The sequence below is a fragment of the Eupransor demetentiae genome, from assembly GCF_963930865.1.
GTDB lineage: Bacteria > Bacillota > Bacilli > Lactobacillales > Lactobacillaceae > Eupransor > Eupransor demetentiae.
This window is the reverse complement of sequence record NZ_CAWVOH010000001.1, coordinates 542,423-566,888: the sequence shown is the minus strand read 5'-3', so window position 1 is coordinate 566,888 and position 24,466 is coordinate 542,423. Positions and strand designations below refer to the sequence as shown.

At 45.6% G+C, this 24,466-nt stretch carries 22 protein-coding genes and 2 other annotated features; of the genes, 21 read left to right on the top strand and 1 reads right to left on the bottom strand.

Annotated features, from left to right (window positions below):
- The first annotated feature begins 116 nt into the window (after positions 1-116).
- Positions 117-1,169: a PTS sugar transporter subunit IIC gene (locus ABSY64_RS02795; protein WP_349641839.1), complete on the top strand. Its 1,053-nt coding sequence runs from the start codon at positions 117-119 to the stop codon at positions 1,167-1,169.
- Positions 1,170-1,223: 54 nt separating this feature from the next.
- Here the strand turns inward: ABSY64_RS02795 and ABSY64_RS02790 are convergent, their stop codons facing one another.
- Positions 1,224-2,663, bottom strand: coding sequence for an aspartate ammonia-lyase (locus ABSY64_RS02790; RefSeq protein WP_349641544.1), 1,440 nt, complete (start codon positions 2,661-2,663; stop codon positions 1,224-1,226).
- Between the two features lie 188 nt (positions 2,664-2,851).
- Positions 2,852-3,097 (top strand) — a binding site (T-box leader).
- Positions 3,098-3,152: 55 nt separating this feature from the next.
- On the opposite strand from ABSY64_RS02790, the gene ABSY64_RS02785 reads away from it, so the two are divergent.
- The 20 genes from ABSY64_RS02785 (at position 3,153) to ABSY64_RS02690 (ending at position 24,348) form a co-directional block, all read left to right on the top strand.
- Positions 3,153-3,998: an SAM hydrolase/SAM-dependent halogenase family protein gene (locus ABSY64_RS02785; protein WP_349641543.1), complete on the top strand. Its 846-nt coding sequence runs from the start codon at positions 3,153-3,155 to the stop codon at positions 3,996-3,998.
- Positions 3,999-4,001: 3 nt separating this feature from the next.
- Entirely contained in the window at positions 4,002-4,556 is a 555-nt protein-coding gene (locus ABSY64_RS02780; protein WP_349641542.1) for an ECF-type riboflavin transporter substrate-binding protein, read from the top strand.
- A 12-nt stretch (positions 4,557-4,568) separates the two neighbouring features.
- Positions 4,569-6,203, top strand: a complete 1,635-nt coding sequence (locus ABSY64_RS02775; RefSeq protein ID WP_349641541.1) for an ABC transporter ATP-binding protein — start codon at positions 4,569-4,571, stop codon at positions 6,201-6,203.
- Between the two features lie 5 nt (positions 6,204-6,208).
- On the top strand, positions 6,209-7,033 hold the full coding sequence (locus ABSY64_RS02770) for an energy-coupling factor transporter transmembrane component T family protein (protein WP_349641540.1): 825 nt from the start codon (positions 6,209-6,211) through the stop codon (positions 7,031-7,033).
- 209 nt (positions 7,034-7,242) lie between these two features.
- Positions 7,243-7,515, top strand: coding sequence for a SemiSWEET family transporter (locus tag ABSY64_RS02765; protein WP_349641539.1), 273 nt, complete (start codon positions 7,243-7,245; stop codon positions 7,513-7,515).
- A gap of 106 nt (positions 7,516-7,621) precedes the next feature.
- Positions 7,622-7,838, top strand: a binding site (T-box leader).
- A gap of 49 nt (positions 7,839-7,887) precedes the next feature.
- Entirely contained in the window at positions 7,888-9,354 is a 1,467-nt protein-coding gene (locus tag ABSY64_RS02760; RefSeq protein WP_349641538.1) for an ABC transporter substrate-binding protein/permease, read from the top strand.
- Positions 9,344-10,090 (top strand): amino acid ABC transporter ATP-binding protein, encoded by a 747-nt coding sequence (locus ABSY64_RS02755; RefSeq protein WP_349641537.1) that lies wholly within the window; start codon positions 9,344-9,346, stop codon positions 10,088-10,090. Before ABSY64_RS02760 ends, ABSY64_RS02755 begins: the two co-directional genes overlap by 11 nt.
- Positions 10,091-10,109: 19 nt before the next feature.
- Positions 10,110-11,327: an argininosuccinate synthase gene (locus ABSY64_RS02750; RefSeq protein ID WP_349641838.1), complete on the top strand. Its 1,218-nt coding sequence runs from the start codon at positions 10,110-10,112 to the stop codon at positions 11,325-11,327.
- 3 nt (positions 11,328-11,330) lie between these two features.
- Positions 11,331-12,713 carry an argininosuccinate lyase gene (argH, locus tag ABSY64_RS02745; RefSeq protein WP_349641536.1) on the top strand — a complete coding sequence of 461 codons (1,383 nt, stop codon included), beginning with the start codon at positions 11,331-11,333 and terminating at the stop codon, positions 12,711-12,713.
- Between the two features lie 441 nt (positions 12,714-13,154).
- Positions 13,155-14,156 carry a 3-oxoacyl-[acyl-carrier-protein] synthase III C-terminal domain-containing protein gene (locus ABSY64_RS02740; protein WP_349641535.1) on the top strand — a complete coding sequence of 334 codons (1,002 nt, stop codon included), beginning with the start codon at positions 13,155-13,157 and terminating at the stop codon, positions 14,154-14,156.
- Positions 14,156-15,148, top strand: coding sequence for an NAD-dependent epimerase/dehydratase family protein (locus ABSY64_RS02735; RefSeq protein ID WP_349641534.1), 993 nt, complete (start codon positions 14,156-14,158; stop codon positions 15,146-15,148). Before ABSY64_RS02740 ends, ABSY64_RS02735 begins: the two co-directional genes overlap by 1 nt.
- Entirely contained in the window at positions 15,126-15,932 is an 807-nt protein-coding gene (locus tag ABSY64_RS02730) for an MBL fold metallo-hydrolase (protein WP_349641533.1), read from the top strand. Before ABSY64_RS02735 ends, ABSY64_RS02730 begins: the two co-directional genes overlap by 23 nt.
- Positions 15,920-17,206: a F390 synthetase-related protein gene (locus ABSY64_RS02725; RefSeq protein WP_349641532.1), complete on the top strand. Its 1,287-nt coding sequence runs from the start codon at positions 15,920-15,922 to the stop codon at positions 17,204-17,206. Before ABSY64_RS02730 ends, ABSY64_RS02725 begins: the two co-directional genes overlap by 13 nt.
- A gap of 7 nt (positions 17,207-17,213) precedes the next feature.
- Entirely contained in the window at positions 17,214-18,269 is a 1,056-nt protein-coding gene (locus tag ABSY64_RS02720) for an ATP-grasp domain-containing protein (RefSeq protein WP_349641531.1), read from the top strand.
- A 225-nt stretch (positions 18,270-18,494) separates the two neighbouring features.
- The gene (gene dnaG, locus ABSY64_RS02715; RefSeq protein ID WP_349641530.1) at positions 18,495-20,354 is read left to right on the top strand and encodes a DNA primase; all 1,860 of its coding nucleotides are present in this window, start codon (positions 18,495-18,497) and stop codon (positions 20,352-20,354) included.
- Between the two features lies 1 nt (position 20,355).
- On the top strand, positions 20,356-21,645 hold the full coding sequence (gene rpoD, locus ABSY64_RS02710) for an RNA polymerase sigma factor RpoD (RefSeq protein WP_349641529.1): 1,290 nt from the start codon (positions 20,356-20,358) through the stop codon (positions 21,643-21,645).
- Positions 21,646-21,722: 77 nt separating this feature from the next.
- Entirely contained in the window at positions 21,723-22,283 is a 561-nt protein-coding gene (locus ABSY64_RS02705) for a QueT transporter family protein (RefSeq protein ID WP_349641528.1), read from the top strand.
- Entirely contained in the window at positions 22,280-23,017 is a 738-nt protein-coding gene (locus ABSY64_RS02700; RefSeq protein WP_349641527.1) for a 3-oxoacyl-ACP reductase, read from the top strand. Before ABSY64_RS02705 ends, ABSY64_RS02700 begins: the two co-directional genes overlap by 4 nt.
- 105 nt (positions 23,018-23,122) lie before the next feature.
- On the top strand, positions 23,123-24,031 hold the full coding sequence (locus ABSY64_RS02695; RefSeq protein WP_349641526.1) for an aldo/keto reductase: 909 nt from the start codon (positions 23,123-23,125) through the stop codon (positions 24,029-24,031).
- Between the two features lie 155 nt (positions 24,032-24,186).
- A complete protein-coding gene (locus ABSY64_RS02690; RefSeq protein WP_349641525.1) occupies positions 24,187-24,348 on the top strand; it encodes a hypothetical protein in 162 nt (53 codons plus the stop codon).
- Positions 24,349-24,466: the final 118 nt, after the last annotated feature.

Below are 24,466 nucleotides of genomic sequence, written 5' to 3'. Positions count from 1 at the left end.
TGAATAGGAGAATTTCAATGGACGTAACTCGTAACCCCAACCCCAATCTGCAAGACTTTGAGGAAGCTACCCGCGTCGCCCTGCACAGTGCCCCCAGCAAACAAGATACCCGTGAAATGGTCTATAACACCTTGGCTGCCGTTTCAAATGCCGTTCTCGTTACCTTAGGTATGGGCCTGCTTCTACAAACCATGGCCACTTTCATCCACTGGGGACCCATGGCCCAGTTCGGCGCCATTACCAAGGTTATGCTGCCGGCAGCCTTTGGCGCTACGATTGCCAGCCAAATGAAGTCCAACACCATGGTCTTGGTTTCAGCCATGGCGGCGTCAACCGTCGGGGCCAACGCCGTCTTCTTTAGTTCCGCTGGTATGGCTGCTACGACTGCTACTGGTTTTACTGGTATGCAGGCGGCTGGATCAACGATTATTACGACGGGGCAACCCATTTCAGCCGTTCTGGCGGGTGTAGTGGCCGTGCTCTTTGGAAACTGGATTTCGGGGAAGACCCCGCTTGATATGGTGCTGGTACCAGCTTCAACGGTGTTGGTTGGAACCATTTCAGGTTATTACCTGGCCATCTTCACAACGCCCATCCTAGAAGGCATGGGGAAGGGAATCGTTGCCACGGTTAACTTTTCACCAGTCTTTGGAACAGCCATCGTCGCTGTCGCTTTTGCCATCTTACTTGTCACGCCATCATCATCTGCTGCTCTGGCCATTGCCATTGGAGCAACTGGCATCACTTCGCCAATCGCTGCCGGGGCCATGGTGATTGGAACGACGGCGATGTACGCTGGTTTTCCGGCGATGTCCTTCCATGAAAACAAGATTGGTGCTGTAATTGCTCAGGGACTGGTCACGCCAAAGATTCAGTTCCCCAACATTGTTAAAAATCCGATTATCATTGTGCCACCCCTTGTTGCGGCCGCTGTAACGGCGCCAATTTCCACCATCATTTTCCACCTAACGGTTCCTTATGCCATGGCCGGAATTGGCTTAAACTCACTGATTGTGCCGCTGGCCTTACTTGCTCAAAACCCAATGATTTGTGTAGTATACGTCATTGCCGGGGTTGTAGTATCCTTTGCCATTTCCTTTGTGATGTACTGGGCCTTTCGCAAGGCCGGCTGGATCAAGCCAGGTGACATGCATCTTGAATTAATTTAATACAACAAAAAAGCAGCAGTCGATTCAATTCGACTGCTACTTTTTTTATATGAATTAGTGATTGGGATCCTTTTCAATCTTAGTGTTGAAAATCAAGCCGTGGTTAGCGCTACGTTGGTTAATGACCAGGGTCTCAACATCGAAAATCTTTTCCATTTGTTCAGGAGTGAAGAGTTGGCGTTCTGTTACCAATTCTTTCAATGACTTACCGCTTTTGATGGCTTCCTTGGCAAGGTCAGAAGCGTCCTGGTAGCCAAGAATGGGCACCATGGCGGTTGCATAGGCAACGGAGTGTTCCAAATCTTCCTTTAATTGCTTCTTGTTAGCGGTAATGCCATCAATGGCGTTGACGCGCAGCGTTTCAATGGCAGCGGTCAAATGTTTGATACCGGCAAAGAGACTTTTAAAGATGATGGGTTCAAAGGCGTTTAACTCAAATTGACCTGCTTCAGCAGCAGCGGAGATGGTCGTGTCAAAGCCCATCATTTCAAAAGCAACTTGGTTGACGACTTCGGGGATAACGGGGTTAACCTTACCCGGCATAATTGACGAACCGGCTTGTTTGGCTGGTAAATGAATTTCGTTTAAACCGGACCGGGGTCCAGAACTCATCAAACGTAAATCATTAGCCATTTTTGATAGGTTAATGGCCAAAGACTTGAGGCGACTTGATAGTGAAAGGAAGCCATCCAGGTTAACCGTTGCATCAAAGAGGTCGGGCGCTTGACGAAGGGGGAGGCCAGTGACAGCCGCTAATTCTTCGACAATGTGGTTTTCATAGTAGGCACTGGCGTTAATGGCCGAACCGATGGCTGAACCGCCTAGATTGATGACTTCTAGTTCTTTTTGCGTTTCTTTTAAGCGCTTCAAATCGCGGCGAAGAGGAGCTTGCCAAGAATGAAAGCTGTTGCCCAAAGTCATGGGTACTGCATCCTGTAGCTGGGTACGACCGAGTTTATAAGTCTTTGAAAATTCCAAACCTTTAGCTGTTAGGGACTTGTCGAGCTGGCTTAGTGCAGTAAATAACTCATCTAACATGCGCACGAGGGCGATTTTACCAGCAGTAGGGTAGGCATCATTGGTACTTTGACCACAGTTGATGTGGTCATTGGGGTGAATGAATTGGTAGTCACCCTTGTTATGTCCGGCTTTTTCAAGGCTGTAGTTGGCCAAAACTTCGTTGACGTTCATGTTGGTGGAAGTACCGGCACCACCTTGAATGGCACAAGTGGGAAAATCTTTGGGGTTTAAATCATGCTTTAGTAGATCTTGAGCAGCGTTGATAATGGCCTGCCCAACTTCTGGATTGAGTTCGCCAGCTGCCAGATTGGTTTTGGCAGCGGCCAATTTAACTTCAATTAAGCCACGTACCAGTTCCAAGGAAGTCTGTTCCCCACAAATGGGGAAGTTTTCAATCGCGCGGGCGGTGTGGATACCATAGTAAGCATCGTCCGGAATTGAATGAGTACCAATCGAGTCGTGTTCTGTGCGCATGATTTACTCCTTTTTGACTTTTACGTTTAGAGTATTTTAACAGGATAAAAGTGAAAAAAGTAATTAAGTGTAAGCTTATATGACAGGCATTACAGGGCTTTTGCCGGAATAATTTGGTTTGATAAGGTAATCTTAAATTTATTTAATTATTGACAGGTGTAAATGAGCATATTATAATTATTTTCATAATTTAAGTGATGAAAAGATAAGTACAAGATAGATTTCGCCCAGCGAGTTGATGATTGGTGTGAATCAACGGAAAGATGTCTTCGAAAATGGTCTTGGAGCTTTTGATTCTGCGAACCTGAGCGTAAGTGGAATCCGGGTACGCCCGATATAGCGGACGGGTCTTCCCAATGGGAGTACCTTATGAGGGTGACGACGTAAGCCTTCACCGAAACTGGGTGGTAACACGGCTTTAAGACGTCCCAGGAATTCTAATTGGAATTCCTGGGATTTTTTATTGCTAAAAAAGAAATGAGGAAAAGTATGTCAAATGCACTAGTTTTACAAACGGATTTTGGATTAAAGGATGGGGCGGTGTCAACCATGTACGGTGTGGCCAACCAGGTGGACCCAGCGGTACGGGTTTTTGATTTAACCCACGGCATCACGCCCTTTAACATCTTTGAAGGATCTTTTCGCTTGGCCCAAACAGTTAAATATTGGCCTAAGGGTTCGGTTTTTGTTTCGGTTGTTGATCCGGGGGTTGGTTCTAAACGTCTTTCACTGGTTGCCAAGTTGAAGACTGGACACTATGTTGTGACGCCGGACAACGGGACACTGACTCACTTAGCACAGGCCTACGGTTTGGAAGAGGTGCGAATTATTGATGAAAAGATTGATCGTCTGCCGGGTTCAGAAAAATCAGCGACTTTCCATGGACGTGATATCTATGTATATAACGGAGCGCGTTTGGCCGTTGGACAGATTAGCTTTGAAGAGGTTGGACCAGTTTTGCCAACGGATAAGGTCGAAAAGTTGCCTTTGAACTTACCTAAGGTCGATGGCGAGTACTTGGAAGGAAACATTGACATTACCGATGTTAACTTCGGTTCACTTTGGACGAACATTAGTAACGAAGACTGGGAAAAAGAATTCCAAGCGAAGTACGGCGATGAATTCTTGGTTGAAATCTACCATCAGAATCAGTTACGTTACCAGGCCCGTTTGCCTTATGTGAAGACCTTTGCGGAAGTTGCGGTTAGTCAGCCCCTGCTTTACATCAATTCGGTTTACACCCTAGGTCTTGCCATTCGAACGGGTTCCTTTGAAGAAGCTTATCGTCTGGGCGCTGGGCAGGACTGGTCGATTAAAATCAAAAAGGAGAATTGATCCTTGAAAAAGAAATTAACAACAAAGCAGGTTGTGGCAACTGGGATTGGGGCGGCCGTTTTCCTAGTCCTTTTCAAATTCGTAGCCATTCCAACTGGAATTCCCAATACCCAGGTTAACGTGGCTCAATCTTGGCTTTCACTATTGGCCTTGATTTTTGGTCCGGCTGTCGGTTTTTTAACGGCTTTTATTGGGCACAGCCTTAACGATGCGATTTCCTATGGCTCTGTCTGGTGGTCCTGGGTTTTGGCTGATGGCCTGTATGGCTTTATTTTGGCGGCGGGATTGCGACCCTTTCACCTGTTGCGGGGACGATTGACTGCTGTTAAGGTCATTGTTTTTAACCTAGGACAAATGATTGCCAACGCACTGGCCTGGGGCTTGGTCGCACCGAGTTTGGATATCTTTTTTTATCGGGAACCGGCGCTCAAAGTTTTTTTGCAGGGAGGCGTTAGTACCGTGATTAACGTGCTTTCGACGGCGCTTATCGGAACGACCTTGCTTTACTTATTTACCCGAAACAACTTGGCGGAAGCCAGTTTAAAGAAAGAAGATTAGGAAGGTGAGCTTATGACAAAGCCAACAGCTCTGAAAATTCAAAACTTAACCTTCCGTTACCATGCCCAGCAGGAAGCAACTCTACGAGAACTTTCTTTTGAAATTCCAACTGGTTCACGAACGCTAATTGCCGGGGCTTCCGGTTCAGGGAAAAGTACATTGGCAGCCTTAATTAACGGCCTCTTGCAGGCAGGGGCCGATGGCGAACTTAGCGGTGACATCTATCTAAAGGGCAAAAATATCACAACCAGCAGTCTCTTTGAACGGTCAAAGCAGCTGGGTACAATCCTACAAAATCCGGACCAACAATTTGTCGGTCTGACTGCTGCTGAAGACATTGCCTTTGCCCTGGAAAATGATAATTTAGCCCAGGTGGATTTGAAGCAAAGAGTCCAAACTTGGGCCAAACGTTTGCAGATTGAAGATTTACTGGAATTATCGCCTCAAGTGCTTTCCGGCGGGCAAAAGCAGCGCGTCGCCTTGGCTGGCGTTTTGGCGGAAGAAGATCCCGTCCTTCTTTTGGACGAGCCTTTGGCAGCATTAGACCCGCTTTCTGCTCAAGAACTCCTCGCTTTACTTGATGAACTTCAGGCTAAGTATGGCTTAACAATCATTATTATTGAGCATCGTTTAGAGGAAGTGTTGAGCCATCGACTGGATCAAGTTCTGATTCTTGATGATGGTGATTTGGTCTACGACGGAGATGCAAAAGAACTCTTACGACAAGGTGATTTAAAAGAGTGGGGCTTAGCCGAACCGGCTTACCTGAGCTATTGGAAAGAAAGCGGTTTGGGGGATGAAACCATTGCTGCCTTACTGGATGGAGCTGTTTTTCAGAACGAGAATAATCTTCCGGCACCCAAAGTTGAATTGGAAAATTCCAGCAGTAACGACTTGTTGAAAGTTGACAGAATTTCTCAGCACTTCGGCCAGCGTGAAGTATTAAAAGACATTTCCTTTACCATCAAGCAGGGTGAATTGCTGGCGTTGGTCGGCGGAAATGGGTCTGGTAAATCCACCTTGGCCAAGTTATTGGCGGGTTACTTGCCTGTTCAAGCTGGTCAAATTGATTTATCCGGCAAGAACATTACAGGTTTATCCCTGGCAAAACGTGGCCCCTTAATTGGCTATGTTCACCAAAATCCCGAATTGAGCCTGCTAGAAAGTACGGTATGGCAGGAACTTGCTCTGTCACTGAGCTGGGAACAAATCAGTGACGACGAAGTCGAAAGTCGCATTGAAAAATATCTTCGGGCTGCCAATCTCTGGGCCTACCGTCACTGGCCAATTTCAGCCCTGTCATTCGGACAGAAAAAGCGCCTGGCCATTGTTAGCCAAGCGGTTTTGAACAGTAAGATTTTGATTCTAGACGAACCCACTGCCGGGCAGGATGCTCATCATATTGACCTGCTCTGGCACTTGATTCGAGAATTGCAGGAAAGCGGCACCACCATTATTATGATTAGCCACGATGTGAATTTAATTTATCATCACGTTGGTCGTTTGTTGGTATTACAGCAGGGTAAATTGGTTGCCGATACGACGCCTAGCGCGCTGTTTGCTAATCAGGATTTGCGTCAGGCTGCTCGTTTGGTTGAACCCAGCGACTATACCTGGTACCAAAAAAATTCAGCGAAAGGAGGGTAATAATAATGGATTCTATTTTGGCTTATCAAGCGGGGGACAGTTTTTTTCATCGTTTGAGTGCGGGCAATAAATTTCTCATTTTTATTCTCTTAACGATTTCTGGGATGCTGTCCTTTGATTTGCGTTACCTAGTCATTCTGACCCTGGTGGCAGTTCTGGCCTTGAAAATTAGTCAGATTCGCTGGCGACAAATTGCTTTAATCGTTAAATTTGCCCTTCTTTTTGCTCTTTTGAATCTCTTAGTCATCTATTTGCTGGCGCCACAATACGGTGCTCAACTCTATGGCAGTAAGCATGTTCTGTTTGGTTCAGGGTACTTTGCCTTAACCCAGGAGCAGCTTTTATATGAAAGTATTGTGCTGTTTAAATATCTATTTTCCTTGCCGTTAGCTCTCGTTTTCTTGCTGACGACTAATCCCAGCCAGCTTGCTGCTGGTTTGAACAAGATTGGCGTTCCCTATCGGGTTGCGTATGCTCTGAATCTTACCTTGCGCTACTTGCCCAACATTCAAAGTAATTTCATCATGCAAAAACAAGTTGCCGAGGCACGCGGTTATCCGCTGGGGAAAGGGACTAAGATTGGTGCCCGTGTTAAAACCGTGACGCGAATCTTATCCCGGCTGGTCTTTGCAACCTTGGCAGACATCAATGCCATTAGTCAGGCGATGGAACTTAGGCGCTTTGGCCAACTAAAAAAGCGTTCTTGGTACTATCAAGAAAAGTGGCAGGGAAGGGATCTTTTCAGTTTGATCATTACCATCCTTTTGATTCTGTTAAATCTTACTTTTTGCTACTGGAATGGCAGCCAGTACTGGAATCCCTTTGTGTAAAAATAATCAAACTAAATAATGAAAGCCTTTTCTTATTTTGCTTAATACTTTGCCGAGTGAAATAAATAAGGGCTTTTTATTTTGATTTTATCTTGATATAAAGGCGTTTTAAAAAGAATTTTCAATTTGTTCTATTTTTCACTTGACATTAGTTATATAGTTCACATATAATATCCTTGTAAGCGAGATAAAGAAAGAAGGATATCGCGATGACAAAGTCAGTTGATTGGAACAAGTTCATTAAGTACGTTTCTTGGGTTGCCACGGTCTTGGCGGTTTTGATGTATGTTTCTTACATTCCTCAAATTCAGGCTAACCTTGCAGGTCACAAGGGTGAACCATTGCAGCCTTTGGTCGCTGCCATGAACTGCACGCTTTGGGTTTTCTATGCGCTTTTCAAGGAACACCGTGACTATGCCGTTGCCGCAGCGAACTTGCCCGGAATTTTCTTCGGAATCGTTGCCTTTGCAACCGCTATCTAATAATAATTGAATTAATTCGTTGAGCAGGGATTTCAGATTCCTGCTCCTTTTTTTCGAAAAAAGGTTGCCAAATAAAAAAACCATGATATGATTATGATAATTAAATGATAAAACGTTGAGTAAGAAGTAGTAAATTTTCTTTCTTTCCCAGTGAGGTGCTGGTTAGTGTGAAGCATCAGTTAGAAGAGAATTGAACGTGTCTTACGAGTGCAGGTGGACCCAACACTTGATGGAAGCTCCCATTACAGAGCCAACGGTTGTTAGACTGTGAGAGATGCTTTTTGAGCATAAGTAAGGTGGTACCGCGTGCAAACGTCCTTTAGTTAGAAACTAAAGGGCGTTTTTTTATTATTTAAAATCGGGAGGAACCCTATGGAAAAGAAGTTGAATCGGGCTTGGGCCCTAATTATCGGGACTGTTTTAATCGCATTAGCGATTTTAATTGGTCAGTCAAGTGCGCAGGCGGATAGCTCTGTCGCTAGCATTAAAGAGCGTGGCGTACTGAAGGTGGCTTTGTCACCGGATTATCCACCCTTTGAATTTCAATCGAAGGCAGGCGGTCAATCCGAGGATGCCGGAATTGATATCCAGGTGGCACAAAAGATTGCCAAGGACTTGGGCGTTAAACTGCAAATCATGAATATGTCCTTTGCTTCAGTCTTGGTTGCCGTTGAAATCGGTAAGGCGGACTTGGCAATTGGCGGTATCAATCCAACACCTGCACGTCGGCAAAACGTAGCTTTCTCAGATTACTACTACAACGGTGGGCAAGTTTTCCTTCTAACTAAGGAAGGTGCCAAGCAATTGAAAAAAGCCAGCCAGTTGAGCGGTAAAACCATCGGGGCACAGTCATCGAGCCTGCAATACAAGCTGGCCAAGGATAAGTACACCGATAGCAAGGTCGTCGGAATGGATAAGAGTTCCGATTTGGTTTTGGCGCTTAAGGGCAAGAAAATTGATGCCATGGGCATTGAAAAACCCGTTGCCGAAGCTTACATCGAAAATGATCATAGTTTGACCATGATTCCAGCTGATTACAACTTGTCGGCTGATGAAACCGGCGCTGCCATTGCTGCGGCTAAGGGCAATGACGAGCTCATCAACGAAGTTAACAAGAGTATTAATGAAATTAAGTCGCAGAATTTGATGAAGACCTACTTGAAGAATGCCGCCCATAAGCTAAAGGACACCACGGCCAACACTTCAATGTTGCACTACTGGCAGTATTTCTTAAATGGGTTACTGTACACGCTTTATATTTCTGTTTGGGCCATTATCGGCGGCATGATTCTCGGCGCCATTCTTTCCTTGATGAAGATGTCGGCTTGGAAGGTCTTGAACTGGCCAGCTGTTTCCTTTATCGAAGTCGTCCGGGGCACGCCCATCATGGTGCAAATCCTCTTAGTTTACTTTGGCTTAGGGCTCTTGATTAACATTCCAGCCTTAACAGCCGGAATTATCGCGGTGACGCTTAATTCTGCAGCCTATGTGGCCGAAATCATCCGTGGCGGTATTAACGCCGTTAACAAGGGCCAGTTTGAAGCGGCACAAAGTTTGGGTCTTTCAAAAAAGGATCAGTACCGTTTCGTTATTTTCCCGCAGGCCATTAAAAACATCTGGCCGGCGTTAGGCAATGAATTTATTTCAATTATTAAGGAAAGCTCGATTGTTTCTATTATTGGAGTCACCGATTTGGTTTACGAATTGAACATCGTCAAGGCTGATACCTACCGTGGGGTTGCTCCAATCGTGGTGGTCATGGTGATTTACTTCATCGTAACCTTCGGCTTAGGTCGTTTGCTCGGACATTTCGAAAGGAAGATGAAGTATGGCAACTGAAATGGTTTACCAAATTAAACATGTACAAAAGGCATTCGGCGATAAGCCGGTGCTAAAAGACATCAACGCTACGGTGGCTCAAAACCAAGTCATCGCGCTAATCGGGCCTTCCGGTTCAGGAAAAAGTACTTTGCTGCGCTGCTTGAATCAATTGGAATTGCCCGATTCTGGTGAAATCGACTACTTCGGTAAGAAACTGGATTTAAGTCAAAGCCGCAGCAAGGATGATCAAACCCCGGCAGTTGGCATGGTTTTTCAAAGCTATAACTTATTTGAAAATCTAACCGTTCTGGAAAATGTTTGCTTGGCGCCGATGCGAGTGAAGGGGTTATCCGAAGACGAAGCCAACCAACTTGCCGAACACTATTTGGACCGAGTGGGCTTAGCCGAACAAGCTAAGTCCTATCCACAGCAGCTGTCAGGAGGACAAGCACAGCGTGTCGCCATTGCCCGAGCGCTAGCCATGAAACCCAAAGTGATGCTTTTTGACGAACCAACCTCAGCCTTGGATCCGGAAATGGTCGCCGAAGTGCTGACCGTTATTAAGGAACTGGCGGAAGAAGACATGACCATGGTGATTGTTACCCACGAAATGAATTTTGCCCGCAAGGTGGCCGATGAAGTTTGGTTTATGGATGAGGGTGTCATTCAGGAAAAGGGTGAACCGGAAGCATTATTTACGCAACCGCAAAATCCCAAGACGGCAAGTTTTTTGAACAAAGTATTAAGCGTATAAGAATAAAGGAGAATTAATGATGACTGAATTGAAGAAGATTGTATTGGCTTACTCAGGTGGTTTGGATACCTCTGTGGCAATTCCTTGGTTAAAGGATAAAGGTTACGATGTAATTGCTGTTGTGCTAGACGTCGGCCAAGAGGGGAAGGATATGGATAGTATCCAGAAGAAGGCCCTCCAGGTCGGCGCTAGTCAATCGATTGTGGTTGATGGCAAGGATGAGTTTGCGGATGACTATGTGGCACCCGTTATCAAGGCCAATGCCCTCTATGAAGGAGCTTACCCCTTGGTGTCTGCCCTTTCTCGGCCCTTGATTATTAAGAAGTTGGTTGAAATTGCCCATGAAAATGGCGCAACGGCCATTGCCCATGGTTCAACCGGTAAGGGGAATGATCAAGTCCGTTTCGAAGCCGCTATTCATGCCTTGGATCCGAACTTGTCCATTGAAGCACCGATTCGTGATTTCCACTGGTCGCGTGAAGAAGAAATCGATTACGCCAAGCAGCACAACGTTCCGGTGCCAATTGGTAAGGAATCACCATATTCAATCGATGCCAATCTTTGGGGACGTGCTAATGAAGCCGGTATTTTGGAAAAACCATGGAACCAAGCACCCGACGATGCCTGGGGCATGACCGTTTCACCGGAAGAGGCACCTGATAAGCCGGAAGAAGTGATTTTAACTTTTGAAGCTGGTTTGCCGGTTGCCCTGAATGGTCAAGCGATGAAGTTGTCCGATATGATTGTGACCTTAAACGAAATTGCCGGTAAGCACGGGATTGGTCGGATTGATAAGATTGAAAACCGTTTAGTGGGGATCAAGTCCCGTGAAGTTTACGAAGCACCTGCCGCAGCGGTCATTATGACGGCCCACAAGGACTTGGAAGACTTGACCCTTGAACGTGATTTGGCTCACTTCAAGCCAATTATTGAAGGGAAGTTGACCAACTTGATCTACAACGGCCTTTGGATTTCACCGCTTTTCGACGCCTTGATGGCCTTTATCGATGAATCCCAGAAGATGGTCAATGGGGATGTCAAGTTGAAGCTCTATAAGGGCAATGTACACGCCGTGGCCCGGAAGTCAGCTAAGAACTCCTTGTACAATGAGGATTTGGCAACTTACACCGCCGCTGATTCCTTTGATCAAGAAGCTGCGGTCGGTTTCATCAAGCTTTGGACTTTGCCAACGACCGTTTACGAGGAAGTTAACCACGTTCACTCAAATAAGGAGTAAGTTATGACAGATAAATTATGGGGCGGCCGTTTTACCGCATCAGCACCGGAATGGGTTCAAGCCTTTGGGGCATCAATTCAAGTCGATCAGGCCATGGCCAAGGAAGATTTGGAAGGGTCCATCGCCCACGTTAAAATGTTGGGTAAGCAGGGGATTATCGCCCCCGATGAAGCGCAACAAATCGAAGCCGGTTTGCAGGCATTGATGACTGATTTAGAAGCCGGAAAACTTCACTTTGATGTTAAAAATGAAGATGTCCACCTTAATATGGAAAAGCTTTTGACTGATAAAATTGGACCGGTTGCGGGTAAATTACACACGGCACGTTCCCGTAATGATCAAGTTGCAACGGACTTCCATCTTTGGTTAATGCACCGTTTGCCCCTAATCTTTGACCGTTTGAAGGGCTTGCAAACGACCTTGCTAGACTTGGCTGAAAAGTACCTGGGCGTGATTATGCCGGGCTATACCCATCTCCAACATGCCCAACCGATTGCTTACAGTCACTATCTCATGGCGTACTTTGAAATGTTCCAGCGGGATTATGAACGTTTTGAATTTAGCAAGAAGCACATTGATATTTTGCCCTTGGGTGCTTCGGCTTTAGCCGGCACAACTTTTTCGATTGACCGTGAAATGGTGGCCAAGGAACTCGGTTTTTCAGCCGTTTATGCCAACAGTTTGGACGCTGTTTCGGATCGTGACTTTGCTTTAGAGTTCCTCTCGAACGCTTCAATTCTGATGATGCACTTGTCGCGGATGGCCGAAGAATTAATTCTCTGGGGTTCATATGAATTCAATTACTTGGAGCTATCCGATGCCTATACGACGGGTTCTTCCATCATGCCTCAGAAGAAGAATGCCGATTATGCCGAACTGATTCGTGGTAAAACTGGCCGTGTTTACGGCGAGTTGATGGGGATGTTAGCGGTAATGAAGTCCTTGCCTTTGGCCTATAATAAGGATATGCAAGAAGACAAGGAGGGGGTCTTTGCCACGATGGACACGGTTTTGGCCGCTCTGCCAATCTTCGACCATATGCTGGTGACCCTTGAAATTCATCCCGACAAGATGTCAGCTTCCCTAGAAAAGGACTACTCCAATGCCACTGAATTAGCCGATTACTTGGCTGAAAAGGGTCTGCCTTTCCGTCAAGCACATGCCGTGGTGGGGCATTTGGTCTTGAAGGCCATTGAAGCCCAAAAGGGCCTTGGGGAACTTAGTTTGGCTGATTTTCAAGCGGCTAACCCCATGATTGAAGAGGATGTTTATCAGGTCTTGGATCCGATGACGGCCGTTAACCGCCGTCAATCACAAGGTGGAACGGGACTTAGCCAAGTTAAGGCGGCCATTGCAAAGGCTCGCCAGGAGCTTGCAGCTGAGTGAAATCGGGTATCTTGTAATCTTTGTGTAACATTGTCACGATACTGTTACACAATTTAAACATTAATGCAAAAATAATCCGATATACTACTAACTAGTAGTTATGTTGAAAAATATTTTTATAAAAATGCGTGAACATGTTCACTAGAATTTGTTCAATATCTTAAAAGCTGTCTTTCTCTTTATTTTTAGGAGAAGCGGCTTTTTTTATTACTTTAAAATTTTAACCTGTTCAATAAAAAAGCGGCCAAAAGCGCTTGAAATCAAGGACTTTGATCAGTTCTTCGTTTGCTTTGCCCTTAAAAATCGGGTAGATTTAGAACAGTTGTTTGTAATAATTGGTATTTTTAAAAAAGAGTATCAACTTTTGACCTTGCGTCACAAATAATTGGCCAGCAACTTGGCCCATCAATTTTTAATGATTACCAATTAAAGGAGCTACACATGTTTCGAGCAAAATTAATTTCAATGGGAACGGCAGAACCCGACAACGTTGTTTATACAAAGGACTTGGCGGAGGCCATGCACGTTGACCCAAAGTGGGCAGAACGCACGACTGGTATCCATTCACGTCGTCAGGCAAAGATTGACGGGGTTAACGAAGAAGGTGTTCAACTTGCCAAGCAATCCCTTGATCAAGCCTTGCAACGCGCCGGCTTGAAGATTACGGATTTGGATCAGATTATTTGCGCCTCAGCGGTTCCAAGCCAAGCCATTCCTGCTACGGCGCCACTTTTGCAGGCCGCTTATGGCGAAGAAGCCGCTGGAATTCCTGCTTTTGATATTAACGCGACTTGCCTTTCTTTCGTGACGGCCTTTGATTTGATGAATCGCATGATTGAAATGGGACAGTACAAGCGCGTCGCAATCGTGTCAACGGATTTGCCATCTTTGTCATTAAACTATGACGAACCTAAGAACGCCTTGCTTTTCGGTGATGGATCAGCTGCTGCTATTTTGGAAGCCTCTGAAGAACATCCGGATGCCATCCATGTTAACAAGATGGCAACTTATGGTTTGGGTGCCCACGACACTGAAATTCGCGGTGGTGGTTCAGCCATTCCACCTAAGACTTATCCCGACCGCCCTAAGACGGACTTCATGTTCCACATGGACGGGGAAGCAACTTTCCGATTGGCCATGCGTAAGGTGCCAGCCTTCGTGGATGAACTATTGCAACAAGCGGATTTGAAGATGCAGGATTTGGACATGGTCATTCCTCACCAAGCTTCAGGTTTGGCAATGAAGATCATGAAGAAGCATCTCGATATCCCCGATGACAAGTTTTATAACATTATTGAAGATCACGGTAACATGGTTTCGGCTTCGATTCCGACCGCTTTGGCCTTGGCCATTGAACGCGGCGATGTTAAGCGCGGCGACAAGGTTCTTTTGATTGGAACGGCTGCTGGTCTTTCAATGCAAGGATTGGTTTTTGAATACTAATGGAAAATCTTTTATTAACTGGGGTTACCGGTCTATTGGGCCAGGCTTTTGTTGCTCAGTTAGCAAAAAAATATAAAATCACCGGAATTGGTCGCAATCAGGAAATTGGCCGCAAGCTGGAAAGTCAGTACGGTATTCATTTTATTGCCATGGATCTGGGTGACATGACGCCGGCGGACCGCCAGCTTCTTGCTGACACTAAACCCGATGTGATTGTCCATGCCGCTGCTCGCTCTGAATATTGGGGCAGCAAGCAGGAATTTTACCAGGCCAATGTCATGGGAACTGAAAATATGCTGGCTGTTGGCCAGTTAGCTGGGGTGGAGCGTTTTATCCAGATTTCATCGCCCTCAATCTATTTTCATTATGAAAAGGCAGAAATGGCCACGGAAGATTATCCGATTCCTAGTCATTTTGCCAACGAATATGCGCGGACAAAGTATCTTGCCGATAAAGCAGTGATGGCTAGTCATTTGAACTATATTATTTTGCGTCCTCGAGCGATTTTTGGACCTAATGACCAGACCATTGTGAAGCCGCTATTGGACCGTAACGCCCATGGTGGCATTCCCTTGCCCAACTATGGTAAGAAACAGTGGATTGACGTAACCAACGTTGCCAACGTCGTTCATGCCATTGATTTGGCCATCCAAACGACTAATCCCGCCGCTTTGAATCAGGCTTATAACATTACGAACGGTCAACCGGCGCAAATGTATGCACTTTTGAAAGATTTGACCCAGCAACTCGGACAACCACTGAAAATCAAGCCAATTCCTTACTGGCTGCTTTACTCGGTGGGTTTCCTATCGGAAAAAATCTATCACATTTTTCATTTGAAGGGGGCACCGTTGCTAACGCGTTACGTTGCTTCGGTTTTGGGCCACAGCCAAACCCTTTCAATTAAAAAAGCACAAACTTTACTGAACTATCAACCAATTGAGTCAACGGAAGAAGGGATTGAGGAGTATGTCCACGCCCAGCAAAATTAAATTGGTGGCCATTTTAGATAGTGGACACACCTTGGCGCCATCCTTTTTGATGAACCGTCGTACCTTTCATCTTCGGACAAATCGAATTCCGGCCCTAGTATTCTTGCTCCATCATGACGACCTCGGTTACATCCTTTTTGATACGGGCTATGGGCCGGCTTTTAAGGCTGCAACGAAACCTTTTCTGGATCGTTTTTACCGCTGGGTTACGCCGGTCAAAATGAAGCCCGAACAGCTGGTCATTGAGCAATTAAAGCAGCACGGTCTAACTGCAGCTGATATTAAATTGGTCATTCTGTCGCACTTGCATGCTGATCATGTCGCCGGTTTGCCCGATTTTCCGCAAGCGAAATTGCTCTATCCAAAGGCTGAAGGCCGTTATGTGAATGACTTGAAGCACTTTGACCAGGTTCGTCACGGCTACTTGCGCAACTTGTTAGTTCAGGTGAACAGTCAGGGTCAAGACCTAGCTGGTTATCAAAAGCAAGCCCCCTTTGATGAGGGCGGTCTGACCGTTGTCGACTTACCGGGACATAGTCGTGGCATGGTGGGACTGCGTTTTGTCGATCAAAGTACACAAGAAGAAATTCTCCTCGCTGCTGATGCAGCTTGGACCCACGCCGAAATTGACGAGGTCCAGAACGGGCCGCTCCGAATTGCGGGGATAATTATGTATTCCTGGCCACTTCAAAAGGAAAGTCTTAAAAAAGTTCGGGCAATTCAAGCCGAAGGTGTCCGGGTGATTTTGTCCCACGAAGAAAGGGAAAGTCAATGGTTCAACTAGGCCGTGTGGCAACAACTTATTTCAAAACTCGCTGGGATGCCAAGCACATTAAAAGTCGTGCGCAATTAGAAGGTATTCAAAAGCGCCGTCTTAAGCGCCTTTTGAACTGGCTACCAGCAGATAATTACTATGCTCCTTATAAAAAGACTGCTTGGCAGGAGATTCCGATTGCGGATAAAGCTTCCTGGTTAGGCCACTTCAATGAAATTAATACCCTCGGTTTAGACTTTGATCAAACGCGAGAATTCGCCCGTGAACAGGAACGAACTCGTGATTTTGATGACGAATTGCGGCCAGGTATTTCCGTTGGCCTGTCATCTGGTACCTCTGGCAATCAGGGGGTCTTTTTAACGAGCCAGCGTGAACAGTCGCTCTGGCTTGGTGCTATTTTAGCCAAGCTCTTGCCAAAATTGCCAAAAAAGCAAAAGAAGGTCGCCTTCTTTATGCGGGCCAATAATAATTTGTACGAATCATCAAATTCCAGTCTTTTGGCCTTTCGCTTTTTTGATCTCTTTGCCGATGTTGAGGAGAATTTAGCTAAACTCGAAGACTTTCAGGCCGACATTTTGATTGCGCCACCAGCCATGTTGCTGGAGATTGTGGCTTTTTACCAAAAGAAGGGCTTGGTGTTACCTTTTAGCAAGATTATCTCGATTGCTGAGACTTTGGAACCCGAAGACAAGGCCTATTTGGAAGAGGTAACCGGGCAAACGATCCACCAGGTTTACCAAGCCACGGAAGGCTTCCTAGGGGCGACCTGTGAATACGGTACCCTGCATTTGAATGAAGATAATCTCCTATTCGAGCAGGAAGTTGTGGACGAAGAAGATGGGCTCTTTGTCCCCATCATTACCGACTTTTACCGTCATTCCCAACCCGTTATCCGCTATCGCTTAAACGACGTTTTGCAAAAGCGGGCCACGCCCTGTCCTTGCGGATCGCCAATGCTAGCCTTGGAGCGGATTATTGGTCGCGAAGACGATGTTTTAACTTTTGAAAAGGCCAATCAAGCGGGCATTCGTAAGCTTTTTCCTGACTTCGTTCGTAAAATTGTTTTGGAGGCTGATAACCGGATTCAAAACTATCAAGTCGTTCAGGAAAAGGATGGCACTTTGACGATTTCACTGGAAAATGAAGGTTTGTATCCAGCTGTCGAAGCCAATTTTAAACAGTTCTTTAACCGCGAAGGCCTCGTGGCCCCAGCCATGCATTACCAAACTTACCGTTATGATTTCAAGGACGGCAAGCGGCGGAAAATTATTCATAGAAAGTAGGCTTCCAATGCAATTAACAGGAAAAAAGTTGCTCGTAACAGGCGCACGCTCACCGATTGCGCTAGCTTTGATGCAGCAATTCATCGAAGCGGGTAATCGAGTTTGGACAACGGATTCTGTTCCCTTTGCCCTTTCAAAACACTTGGCTGGAATCGAGGGCTTTACGCAGACGGCACCATGTCGCTTTGATCCACACGCCTTCATTGCCGATATTAATGAACAAATTGAAGATTTTGGCATTGATTTAATTATTCCAACCAACGAAGAAACTTTCTGGTTGAGCCGTTTTCGTGCTGACCTAGAAGCGCCGCTTTTTGCCGCCGACTTTGAAATTATGGCCGTTTTGCACCACAAGGAGCACTATGCTCGTGTCTTGAACGCTGCTGGTTTAAAAACGCCGAAGGCCTATGATGAGCACGGTGAAGACCGTATTTTGAAGGATTATTATTCTCGTTTTACAGCTTTGGGTGACGGTAATGACCAGTTGCCTCATTTTTACCAGCAAAAAATTTCTGGTAAGGAGTGGTGCCTTTCCGCAGTAGCCGAGAAGGGGAAGATGCAGGTTGGCATCGTTTACGATAAGGAAATCAATTTCCGTGGTTCTTCTTCTATTTTAATTGGAAATCATGATCGACCTGATATTCTGGCTGCCTTGGAAAAGTTGATCGACTTTACTGACTTTACTGGTTTAATCGGTTGTGATGTGATTGAGTCGGACCAAGATGGGGAGCTTTATTTTATCGATATTAACCCTCGTGGGACTTCAGGATTGGTCCTGTTGACGCCTGAATTTTGGTCCGAAGGGAAGCTAACTTTCCAGAAACCACGTCGAACAAATATCGCTTTGCTACCGTATTTCTTCAAGCATCCATTCCAAACGCAAAAGATTTTTGCTAATTCAGAATCTTACTTTAAGGGGATTGCCGTCAAGCATCCATTCTTCTTGCAGTTGAATCAAGTTTGGAACTGGTGGCGCTATTCAAAGCGTGAACACATCAACTTCCGTCAAGCTACCGTCTATGACATTGAGTGGGATGGCGAAGGCGTTGATGATAAAGAATGAAAAAAAGCTGACTTGGTCAGCTTTTTTTGATGTTGATCGTTTAATTTAGTTTACATAATATTTTTGTAAACATTAAATTAGCATTTGAAAAGCCCATTCTTAAGCCTTTTTACGTTTTCTAGGCCCCTTGACAAACTATGCCAAAATCGTATAATAACAAGTATGTAAATGTTCTTTGGTCGCAGACTGTCTGTTTGCGGCTTTTATTGTTTGAAAGGGGGGCAAATGGCAGAACGAATACCAACCGCTGTGATTGATGAAGTTCGCCAAAAGGTCAACATCGTCGATGTGATTGGCCAGTACACCCAACTTTCTAAGCGTGGTCGCGAGTGGAATGGTTCCTGTCCTTTCCATGAAGACCGAAGACCCTCGCTTTTCGTTGACGACAAGAAGCAGGTCTTTCACTGCTTTTCCTGCGGCCGTTCAGGCACTGTCTTTTCCTTCATCATGGAAAAGGAAGGCTTGTCTTATCCGGAAGCCGTTATTAAGTTAGCTCAGGAAGCGGGGATTAGCATTGATCAACGCTATACCAGCGGTGGTTCAAATGAATACGGTCAGCGTTTTGCCAAAGTTTTCGAACTCTACACCGCGGCCCAGCGCCTTTACCAGCATATTTTGTTGAATACAACGGCTGGTGAAGAAGCCTTAAAGTATTTGGAAGAAAAGCGTGGTTTGGATCAGGCCACTATTCAAAAATACGGCATTGGCTATGTGCCAGAGGATAACGCCTTCCTCCATTACGTTGAGGAGCAAAATATTGATTCAAAGTTGCGCGATGAGTCGAACCTCTTTTTGACTAACGACAGTGGTCAAACGCGCGATCGCTTTGCCCGCCGCGTCGTTTGGCCGATTGCCAATGCGCAAGGACAAGTTGTTGGTTTTTCGGGCCGAACTTTGGACCCAGATAACCAAATCAAATACATGAATAGCCCCGAAAGCTCTTTCTTTAATAAAAGTCAGTTGCTTTACCATTTCGATCAGGCCAAGAGTTCAATTCGCACAACGAAGACGGCCATGATTCTGGAAGGTTTCATGGATGTGATTTCGGCTAATCTAGCCGGTGAAGAAATCGGCGTAGCAACGATGGGCACGGCCTTAACGGCCTACCATGTTCGCCAACTTGCACGAATTGCCCAAAAGATACTTTTGCTCTACGATGGTGATGAAGCTGGTCAGAAAGCGGCTAAACGCTCGATTGCCTTGATCAATGAGGAAGCGCCTAAGGTTGAAATTGGTATCGTCGTTTTGCCCGATGACCTTGATCCAGACGAAATGCGCCTGCAACGGGGCTTACCTGCCTTGCAAAAGGCAATGGAGCAGGGCGTCCTGACACCGACTGAATTCTTGGTACAGGCGGCCCGGACGGGACGCAATTTATCGAACCAGGCACAGTACTTAGATTTTCTAAAAGAAATTCTACCCATTCTCAAAAAAGCCGGACCAATTGAGCAAGAAACGCAATTAAATCGGCTAACGGAAGAATTTGGGACAAGTAAAGAGGCCTTAAAGGCACAGTTGGCTGAAGTCGTTTTACCCAAGAATCCGCCGGCTAGCAGAGAAGGAGGCGGCGGTAATCAATATCGCTCTCAACCGATGCCTGCTATTGAGGACACGCCGGATTTATCCGATATAACGGCTGAAGATAGCGTCACCCGGATTGAACAAGCTGAACGGGGCCTAATCATGGCGATGATTAAATCACCTGCTGTGATGAGCCACGTCAAGTCTTTGCCTGATTTTACCTTTGTCCATCCCGACTATCAGTTGATTATGATGCTGATTGAGGTTTATCAAAGTACAGTGGGTGGCGACTTTAACTTAGCATCCTTTATGGATTTTATTCAAAAACCGGAACTGAATCAGAAGCTGATTCGTATTGATCAAGAATATGGTGATTTGGCGGTTCAACGGGAGGCCGTGGATGATTACCTCAATATCATCATGAAAGAAGCGCCCTTTGACCAAGCCGTTGAAAATCTGCGACAGGGGATTCGGATTGCTAAGCAACAGCATGATGACGCTCGTTTGATTGAATTAACAACTGAATTAATTAAGTTAAAACGCCAGCAGCAAAAAAGGAGATAACATGACTAAGATTACTAGTTCAAGTAAGATTGCTGACATCAAGAAGTATCTTGATGAGCAACACATTTCATATAATGGTCGCGCACGTAAGGCGGAGCTTTTGGCTTTGGCTGAAGGTAAGACCCCTGAAGAAGCTGCTGAAGCAGGCCGCAATGCCAAGCACCATGTAGCCAAGAAGTCAGGCCCAATCAAGAGTGCTGCCTATGACAAGGCTGTTCGGGAACTGCTTAAGGAATACAAGCCTGCCAAGCAAATCCAATACAAGCAGTTGTCAGAGCGCATTGCTGAACCTTTCCATTTGGACGAAGAAAACATTGAACGTTTGATGGAAAAGGTTGAAGATGCCGGAATTGCCATTGTGGATGAATCTGGTGAACCTGCTCCAGAAGTCTTGAAGGCCAAGCAAAACAAGCCATCTAAGGATGAACTTGAAAAGGCTGAGGACACTTCAGGAATTAAAATTAACGATCCCGTTCGGATGTACTTGAAGGAAATCGGTAAGGTCAGCCTTTTGAAGGGTGACGAAGAAATCGAATTATCCAAGCGCATCGAACAGGGTGACTTGGAGGCCAAGCAAGAATTGGCCGAAGCCAACCTACGTTTGGTTGTTTCAATCGCCAAGCGTTATGTCGGTCGTGGTATGCAGTTCTTGGACTTGATTCAAGAAGGAAACATGGGCTTGATGAAGGCCGTCGATAAGTTCGATTACACCAAGGGATTTAAGTTCTCAACTTATGCAACCTGGTGGATTCGTCAGGCTATCACACGTGCCATTGCTGATCAGGCTCGTACGATTCGAGTACCTGTCCACATGGTTGAAACTATCAACAAGTTGATTCGTATTCAGCGTCAATTACTTCAGGATTTGGGTCGTGAACCTATTCCTGATGAAATTGGTGCCGAAATGGATTTGACTGCTGAAAAGGTTCGTGAAATTCTTAAGATTGCCCAAGAGCCCGTTTCTTTGGAAACGCCAATTGGCGAAGAGGACGACTCCCACTTGGGTGACTTCATTGAAGATAATGAAGCCGTTTCACCTGCGGATTCAGCCGCCTATGAGATGTTACGAGATCAACTCGAATCTGTTTTGGATACTTTGACAGACCGTGAAGAAAACGTATTGCGTCTTCGCTTTGGTTTGGAAGACGGTCGCACTCGTACTTTAGAAGAAGTTGGCCGTGTCTTTGGAGTTACGCGTGAGCGTATTCGCCAAATCGAGGCCAAAGCTTTGCGTAAGTTGCGCCATCCAAGCCGTTCAAAGCACTTGAAGGACTTCATGGACGAAGGCTAAATCTTTTTACCAACATTGAACAACAATTCTAAGCGGTTCGTCGACCATCCCGCTTTAACAAAACTAGGAGAATTAAAATGAATAATACCCCCCAAGGCTCAAAAGTTAGGCGTACCTATAATTTGACAGCTACGGCGCTAGTCGCTGCTTTGTACGTCGTGGTGACTTTCATGGTTGCCCCCTTCGCTTTTGGCACTGTTCAGTTACGTCTGTCGGAAGGGCTGAATCACTTGGCTGCCTGGAATAAGCGCTACGTTGTAGCGGTTGCCCTAGGTGTTTTTATCGCCAATTTATGGTCACCCCTTGGTTGGATTGACTGGGTTTTTGGAACCCTTGGCACTCTGATTATGACGACTTTGACCTACTATTTTAGCCGCAATATTGAAAGTGCCTTGCTTAAGATTGCCATTTCAACCATCACGGTTATTACCATTGGAATGGGTATCTTAGCTGCAGAGTTTACCTTTGCCTTTCATATTAACGCTTCGGGGGCTAGTGCACCTGCCGATGTACATGCCTCAATTTTTGGCCAGTGGCTTTCTTTCTACGTCCTGGTCGTTCCTGGCGAACTCGCTTCACTCTTACTTGGTGGGGTAATTATTTATGCGCTTAGTAAGGTAATTAATCTTAAAAAATGATTGATCAAGACTATCACAATCAAATCGTCTTTGTAACCGGTGCCGCTTCTGGCATCGGTTTTTGTCAAATGACCACCTACTTAGAAGCTGGTGCAGAGGTTTGGGCACTTGACCGCGACCAAATCAACTTTGAACATCCAAACTTACACAAAGTAAAGTTGGATTTGAGTCAGCATCAGAAACTTTTGGATTGGTTGGCGAATTTTGAGGCAAGGGATAAAATTGATACCCTATTAAACACGGCCGGAATCCTTGACGCTTTTAAGCCGAGTTTGGAAACCAATTTAGCTGCTTGGCAACATGTCTTTGACGTGAATGTGACCCCCATGTATCTTTTGACCAACGCCTTTTTACCCGGCATGTTGACTCGCAAATCTGGACACATCATCAACATGGCTTCAATTGCCGGTCTTATCGCCGGTGGGGGTGGGGCCGCTTATACGGCTAGCAAGCACGCCATTGTTGGTTACACAAAGCAACTAGCATTCGACTACGCCAATCAGGGGATTCACGTTCAAGCCATTGCTCCTGGTGCCATTGAAACACCGATGAACGCTGCTGACTTTGCTGGTGAAGGACTCATGGCCAAACAGGTTGCCCAACAGACTCCGGCTCGGCGTTGGGCACAACCACAGGAGGTTGCTGACCTGACACTATATCTTACGAGTCCGCAGGCTGATTATCTTAATGGAAACGTTATTCCGATTGATGGTGGTTGGTCCTTGGGCCATTAAGCCAAAAAACGCTCCTTTTATGCCAAAAAGGGGCGCTTTATTTGTTTATTTAACCTTCTTGTTTTAGACTGGGTTTGTAGCATAAAGAAAGGTGGATTTTGAAACATGACCAAGATTTTAAGCGAAACGACTCGCTTGAGTAACGGCGTTGACATGCCCGTGATGGGGATGGGTGTTTGGAAGAGTTCCAACACTGATGCTTGCAACGCGGTTCGAGCAGGAATTAAGCACGGCTATCGTTTGATCGATACTGCTAAGCAGTACGGTAACCAACCAGGTGTTGGCGTCGGTATCCAAAAGGCCTTGGCTGAAAATAACCTTAACCGTAAGGACCTCTTCATCACGACTAAGGTCTTTAATGGTGACCAAGGTTATCAATCAACCCTTGATGCTTTTGAAGAACAATTAAAGCAGTTGCGTTTGACCTATGTTGACTTGTACTTGATTCACTGGCCGGTAGACGGCAAGTATATTGACACTTGGCGCGCGATGGAAAAGCTTTATCATGAAGGCAAAGTTCGTGCTATTGGAATTTCGAACTTTGATGAAGAGCGAATTCAAGATCTCTTGGACCACACGCAGATCATGCCACAAGTTAACCAAATGGAATTTAACCCTTTGGTCCAAGAAAAGGATATTATGGCCAAGATGAACAGCATCGGAATGACGATGGAAGCTTGGTCACCACTTGGTGGTGGGGAAGCTTTGAGCGATCCAGCTGTTCAGGCCATTGCCAAGGATCATGGCAAGACGGCTGCACAGGTTATCTTGCGTTTTGACTATCAAATGGGTGTTATCACCATTCCTAAGTCCATTCATGAAGAACGTTTGGTTGAAAATAGCCAGATTGACGACTTCGAGCTGTCTGCAGCAGAAATGGACCAAATTAAGGCGTTGAACAAGGAAAAGCGTAGTCTCTGGTATGACAAGTTCCAGTGGCACACGCCACATACCGATGACGCCGTTTCAGATGCTGTTGACCACTGGGATGATGTGAAGGATTTCCTCGCCTGAAATAATTTTGTTACATTTATCAGGTGCTTTTAAGTCACTTGATAAATATTTGTCAATTATCTCAAATCACTTGTCATTACTTTTACCGCTATGTTACAATTAGGTTACTTAATTACAGCGATGTAACACACTTTGATGAAAGGACGGTGACTTTGATGTTGGCGCAAATTATTTCAATTATCTTGCTAATTTCATTGGGAAGCTTTGGAACAATGATGTTATTAATGATTTTCTCGGCTAGCCGTTTGAATCACGAAAATTTCTCTTCAAGTTCAGCAGCTGAAAAGGTTGCTTACACGAAGAACGGTAAGTACTAATTTAATGAACAGGACTAATCTTTGGGTTAGTCCTTTTTTGTTGCTACAAGGCGGGTTAGTTTGACTTTTAGGCCCCTTGTCCGTATAGTAACAAAGTATAGTGGCTTTGTTTAAAAAG

Coding starts and splice junctions, on each gene's coding strand:
- ABSY64_RS02700 (WP_349641527.1), top strand. CDS start 22,280: ATGATTGATCAAGACTATCACAATCAAATCGTCTTTGTAACCGGTGCC.
- ABSY64_RS02770 (WP_349641540.1), top strand. CDS start 6,209: ATGGATTCTATTTTGGCTTATCAAGCGGGGGACAGTTTTTTTCATCGT.
- ABSY64_RS02755 (WP_349641537.1), top strand. CDS start 9,344: ATGGCAACTGAAATGGTTTACCAAATTAAACATGTACAAAAGGCATTC.
- dnaG (WP_349641530.1), top strand. CDS start 18,495: ATGGCAGAACGAATACCAACCGCTGTGATTGATGAAGTTCGCCAAAAG.
- ABSY64_RS02705 (WP_349641528.1), top strand. CDS start 21,723: ATGAATAATACCCCCCAAGGCTCAAAAGTTAGGCGTACCTATAATTTG.
- ABSY64_RS02735 (WP_349641534.1), top strand. CDS start 14,156: ATGGAAAATCTTTTATTAACTGGGGTTACCGGTCTATTGGGCCAGGCT.
- ABSY64_RS02690 (WP_349641525.1), top strand. CDS start 24,187: ATGTTGGCGCAAATTATTTCAATTATCTTGCTAATTTCATTGGGAAGC.
- ABSY64_RS02720 (WP_349641531.1), top strand. CDS start 17,214: ATGCAATTAACAGGAAAAAAGTTGCTCGTAACAGGCGCACGCTCACCG.
- ABSY64_RS02725 (WP_349641532.1), top strand. CDS start 15,920: ATGGTTCAACTAGGCCGTGTGGCAACAACTTATTTCAAAACTCGCTGG.
- ABSY64_RS02775 (WP_349641541.1), top strand. CDS start 4,569: ATGACAAAGCCAACAGCTCTGAAAATTCAAAACTTAACCTTCCGTTAC.
- ABSY64_RS02760 (WP_349641538.1), top strand. CDS start 7,888: ATGGAAAAGAAGTTGAATCGGGCTTGGGCCCTAATTATCGGGACTGTT.
- ABSY64_RS02785 (WP_349641543.1), top strand. CDS start 3,153: ATGTCAAATGCACTAGTTTTACAAACGGATTTTGGATTAAAGGATGGG.
- ABSY64_RS02750 (WP_349641838.1), top strand. CDS start 10,110: ATGACTGAATTGAAGAAGATTGTATTGGCTTACTCAGGTGGTTTGGAT.
- ABSY64_RS02765 (WP_349641539.1), top strand. CDS start 7,243: ATGACAAAGTCAGTTGATTGGAACAAGTTCATTAAGTACGTTTCTTGG.
- rpoD (WP_349641529.1), top strand. CDS start 20,356: ATGACTAAGATTACTAGTTCAAGTAAGATTGCTGACATCAAGAAGTAT.
- ABSY64_RS02795 (WP_349641839.1), top strand. CDS start 117: ATGGTCTATAACACCTTGGCTGCCGTTTCAAATGCCGTTCTCGTTACC.
- ABSY64_RS02740 (WP_349641535.1), top strand. CDS start 13,155: ATGTTTCGAGCAAAATTAATTTCAATGGGAACGGCAGAACCCGACAAC.
- argH (WP_349641536.1), top strand. CDS start 11,331: ATGACAGATAAATTATGGGGCGGCCGTTTTACCGCATCAGCACCGGAA.
- ABSY64_RS02695 (WP_349641526.1), top strand. CDS start 23,123: ATGACCAAGATTTTAAGCGAAACGACTCGCTTGAGTAACGGCGTTGAC.
- ABSY64_RS02790 (WP_349641544.1), bottom strand. CDS start 2,663: ATGCGCACAGAACACGACTCGATTGGTACTCATTCAATTCCGGACGAT.
- ABSY64_RS02730 (WP_349641533.1), top strand. CDS start 15,126: ATGTCCACGCCCAGCAAAATTAAATTGGTGGCCATTTTAGATAGTGGA.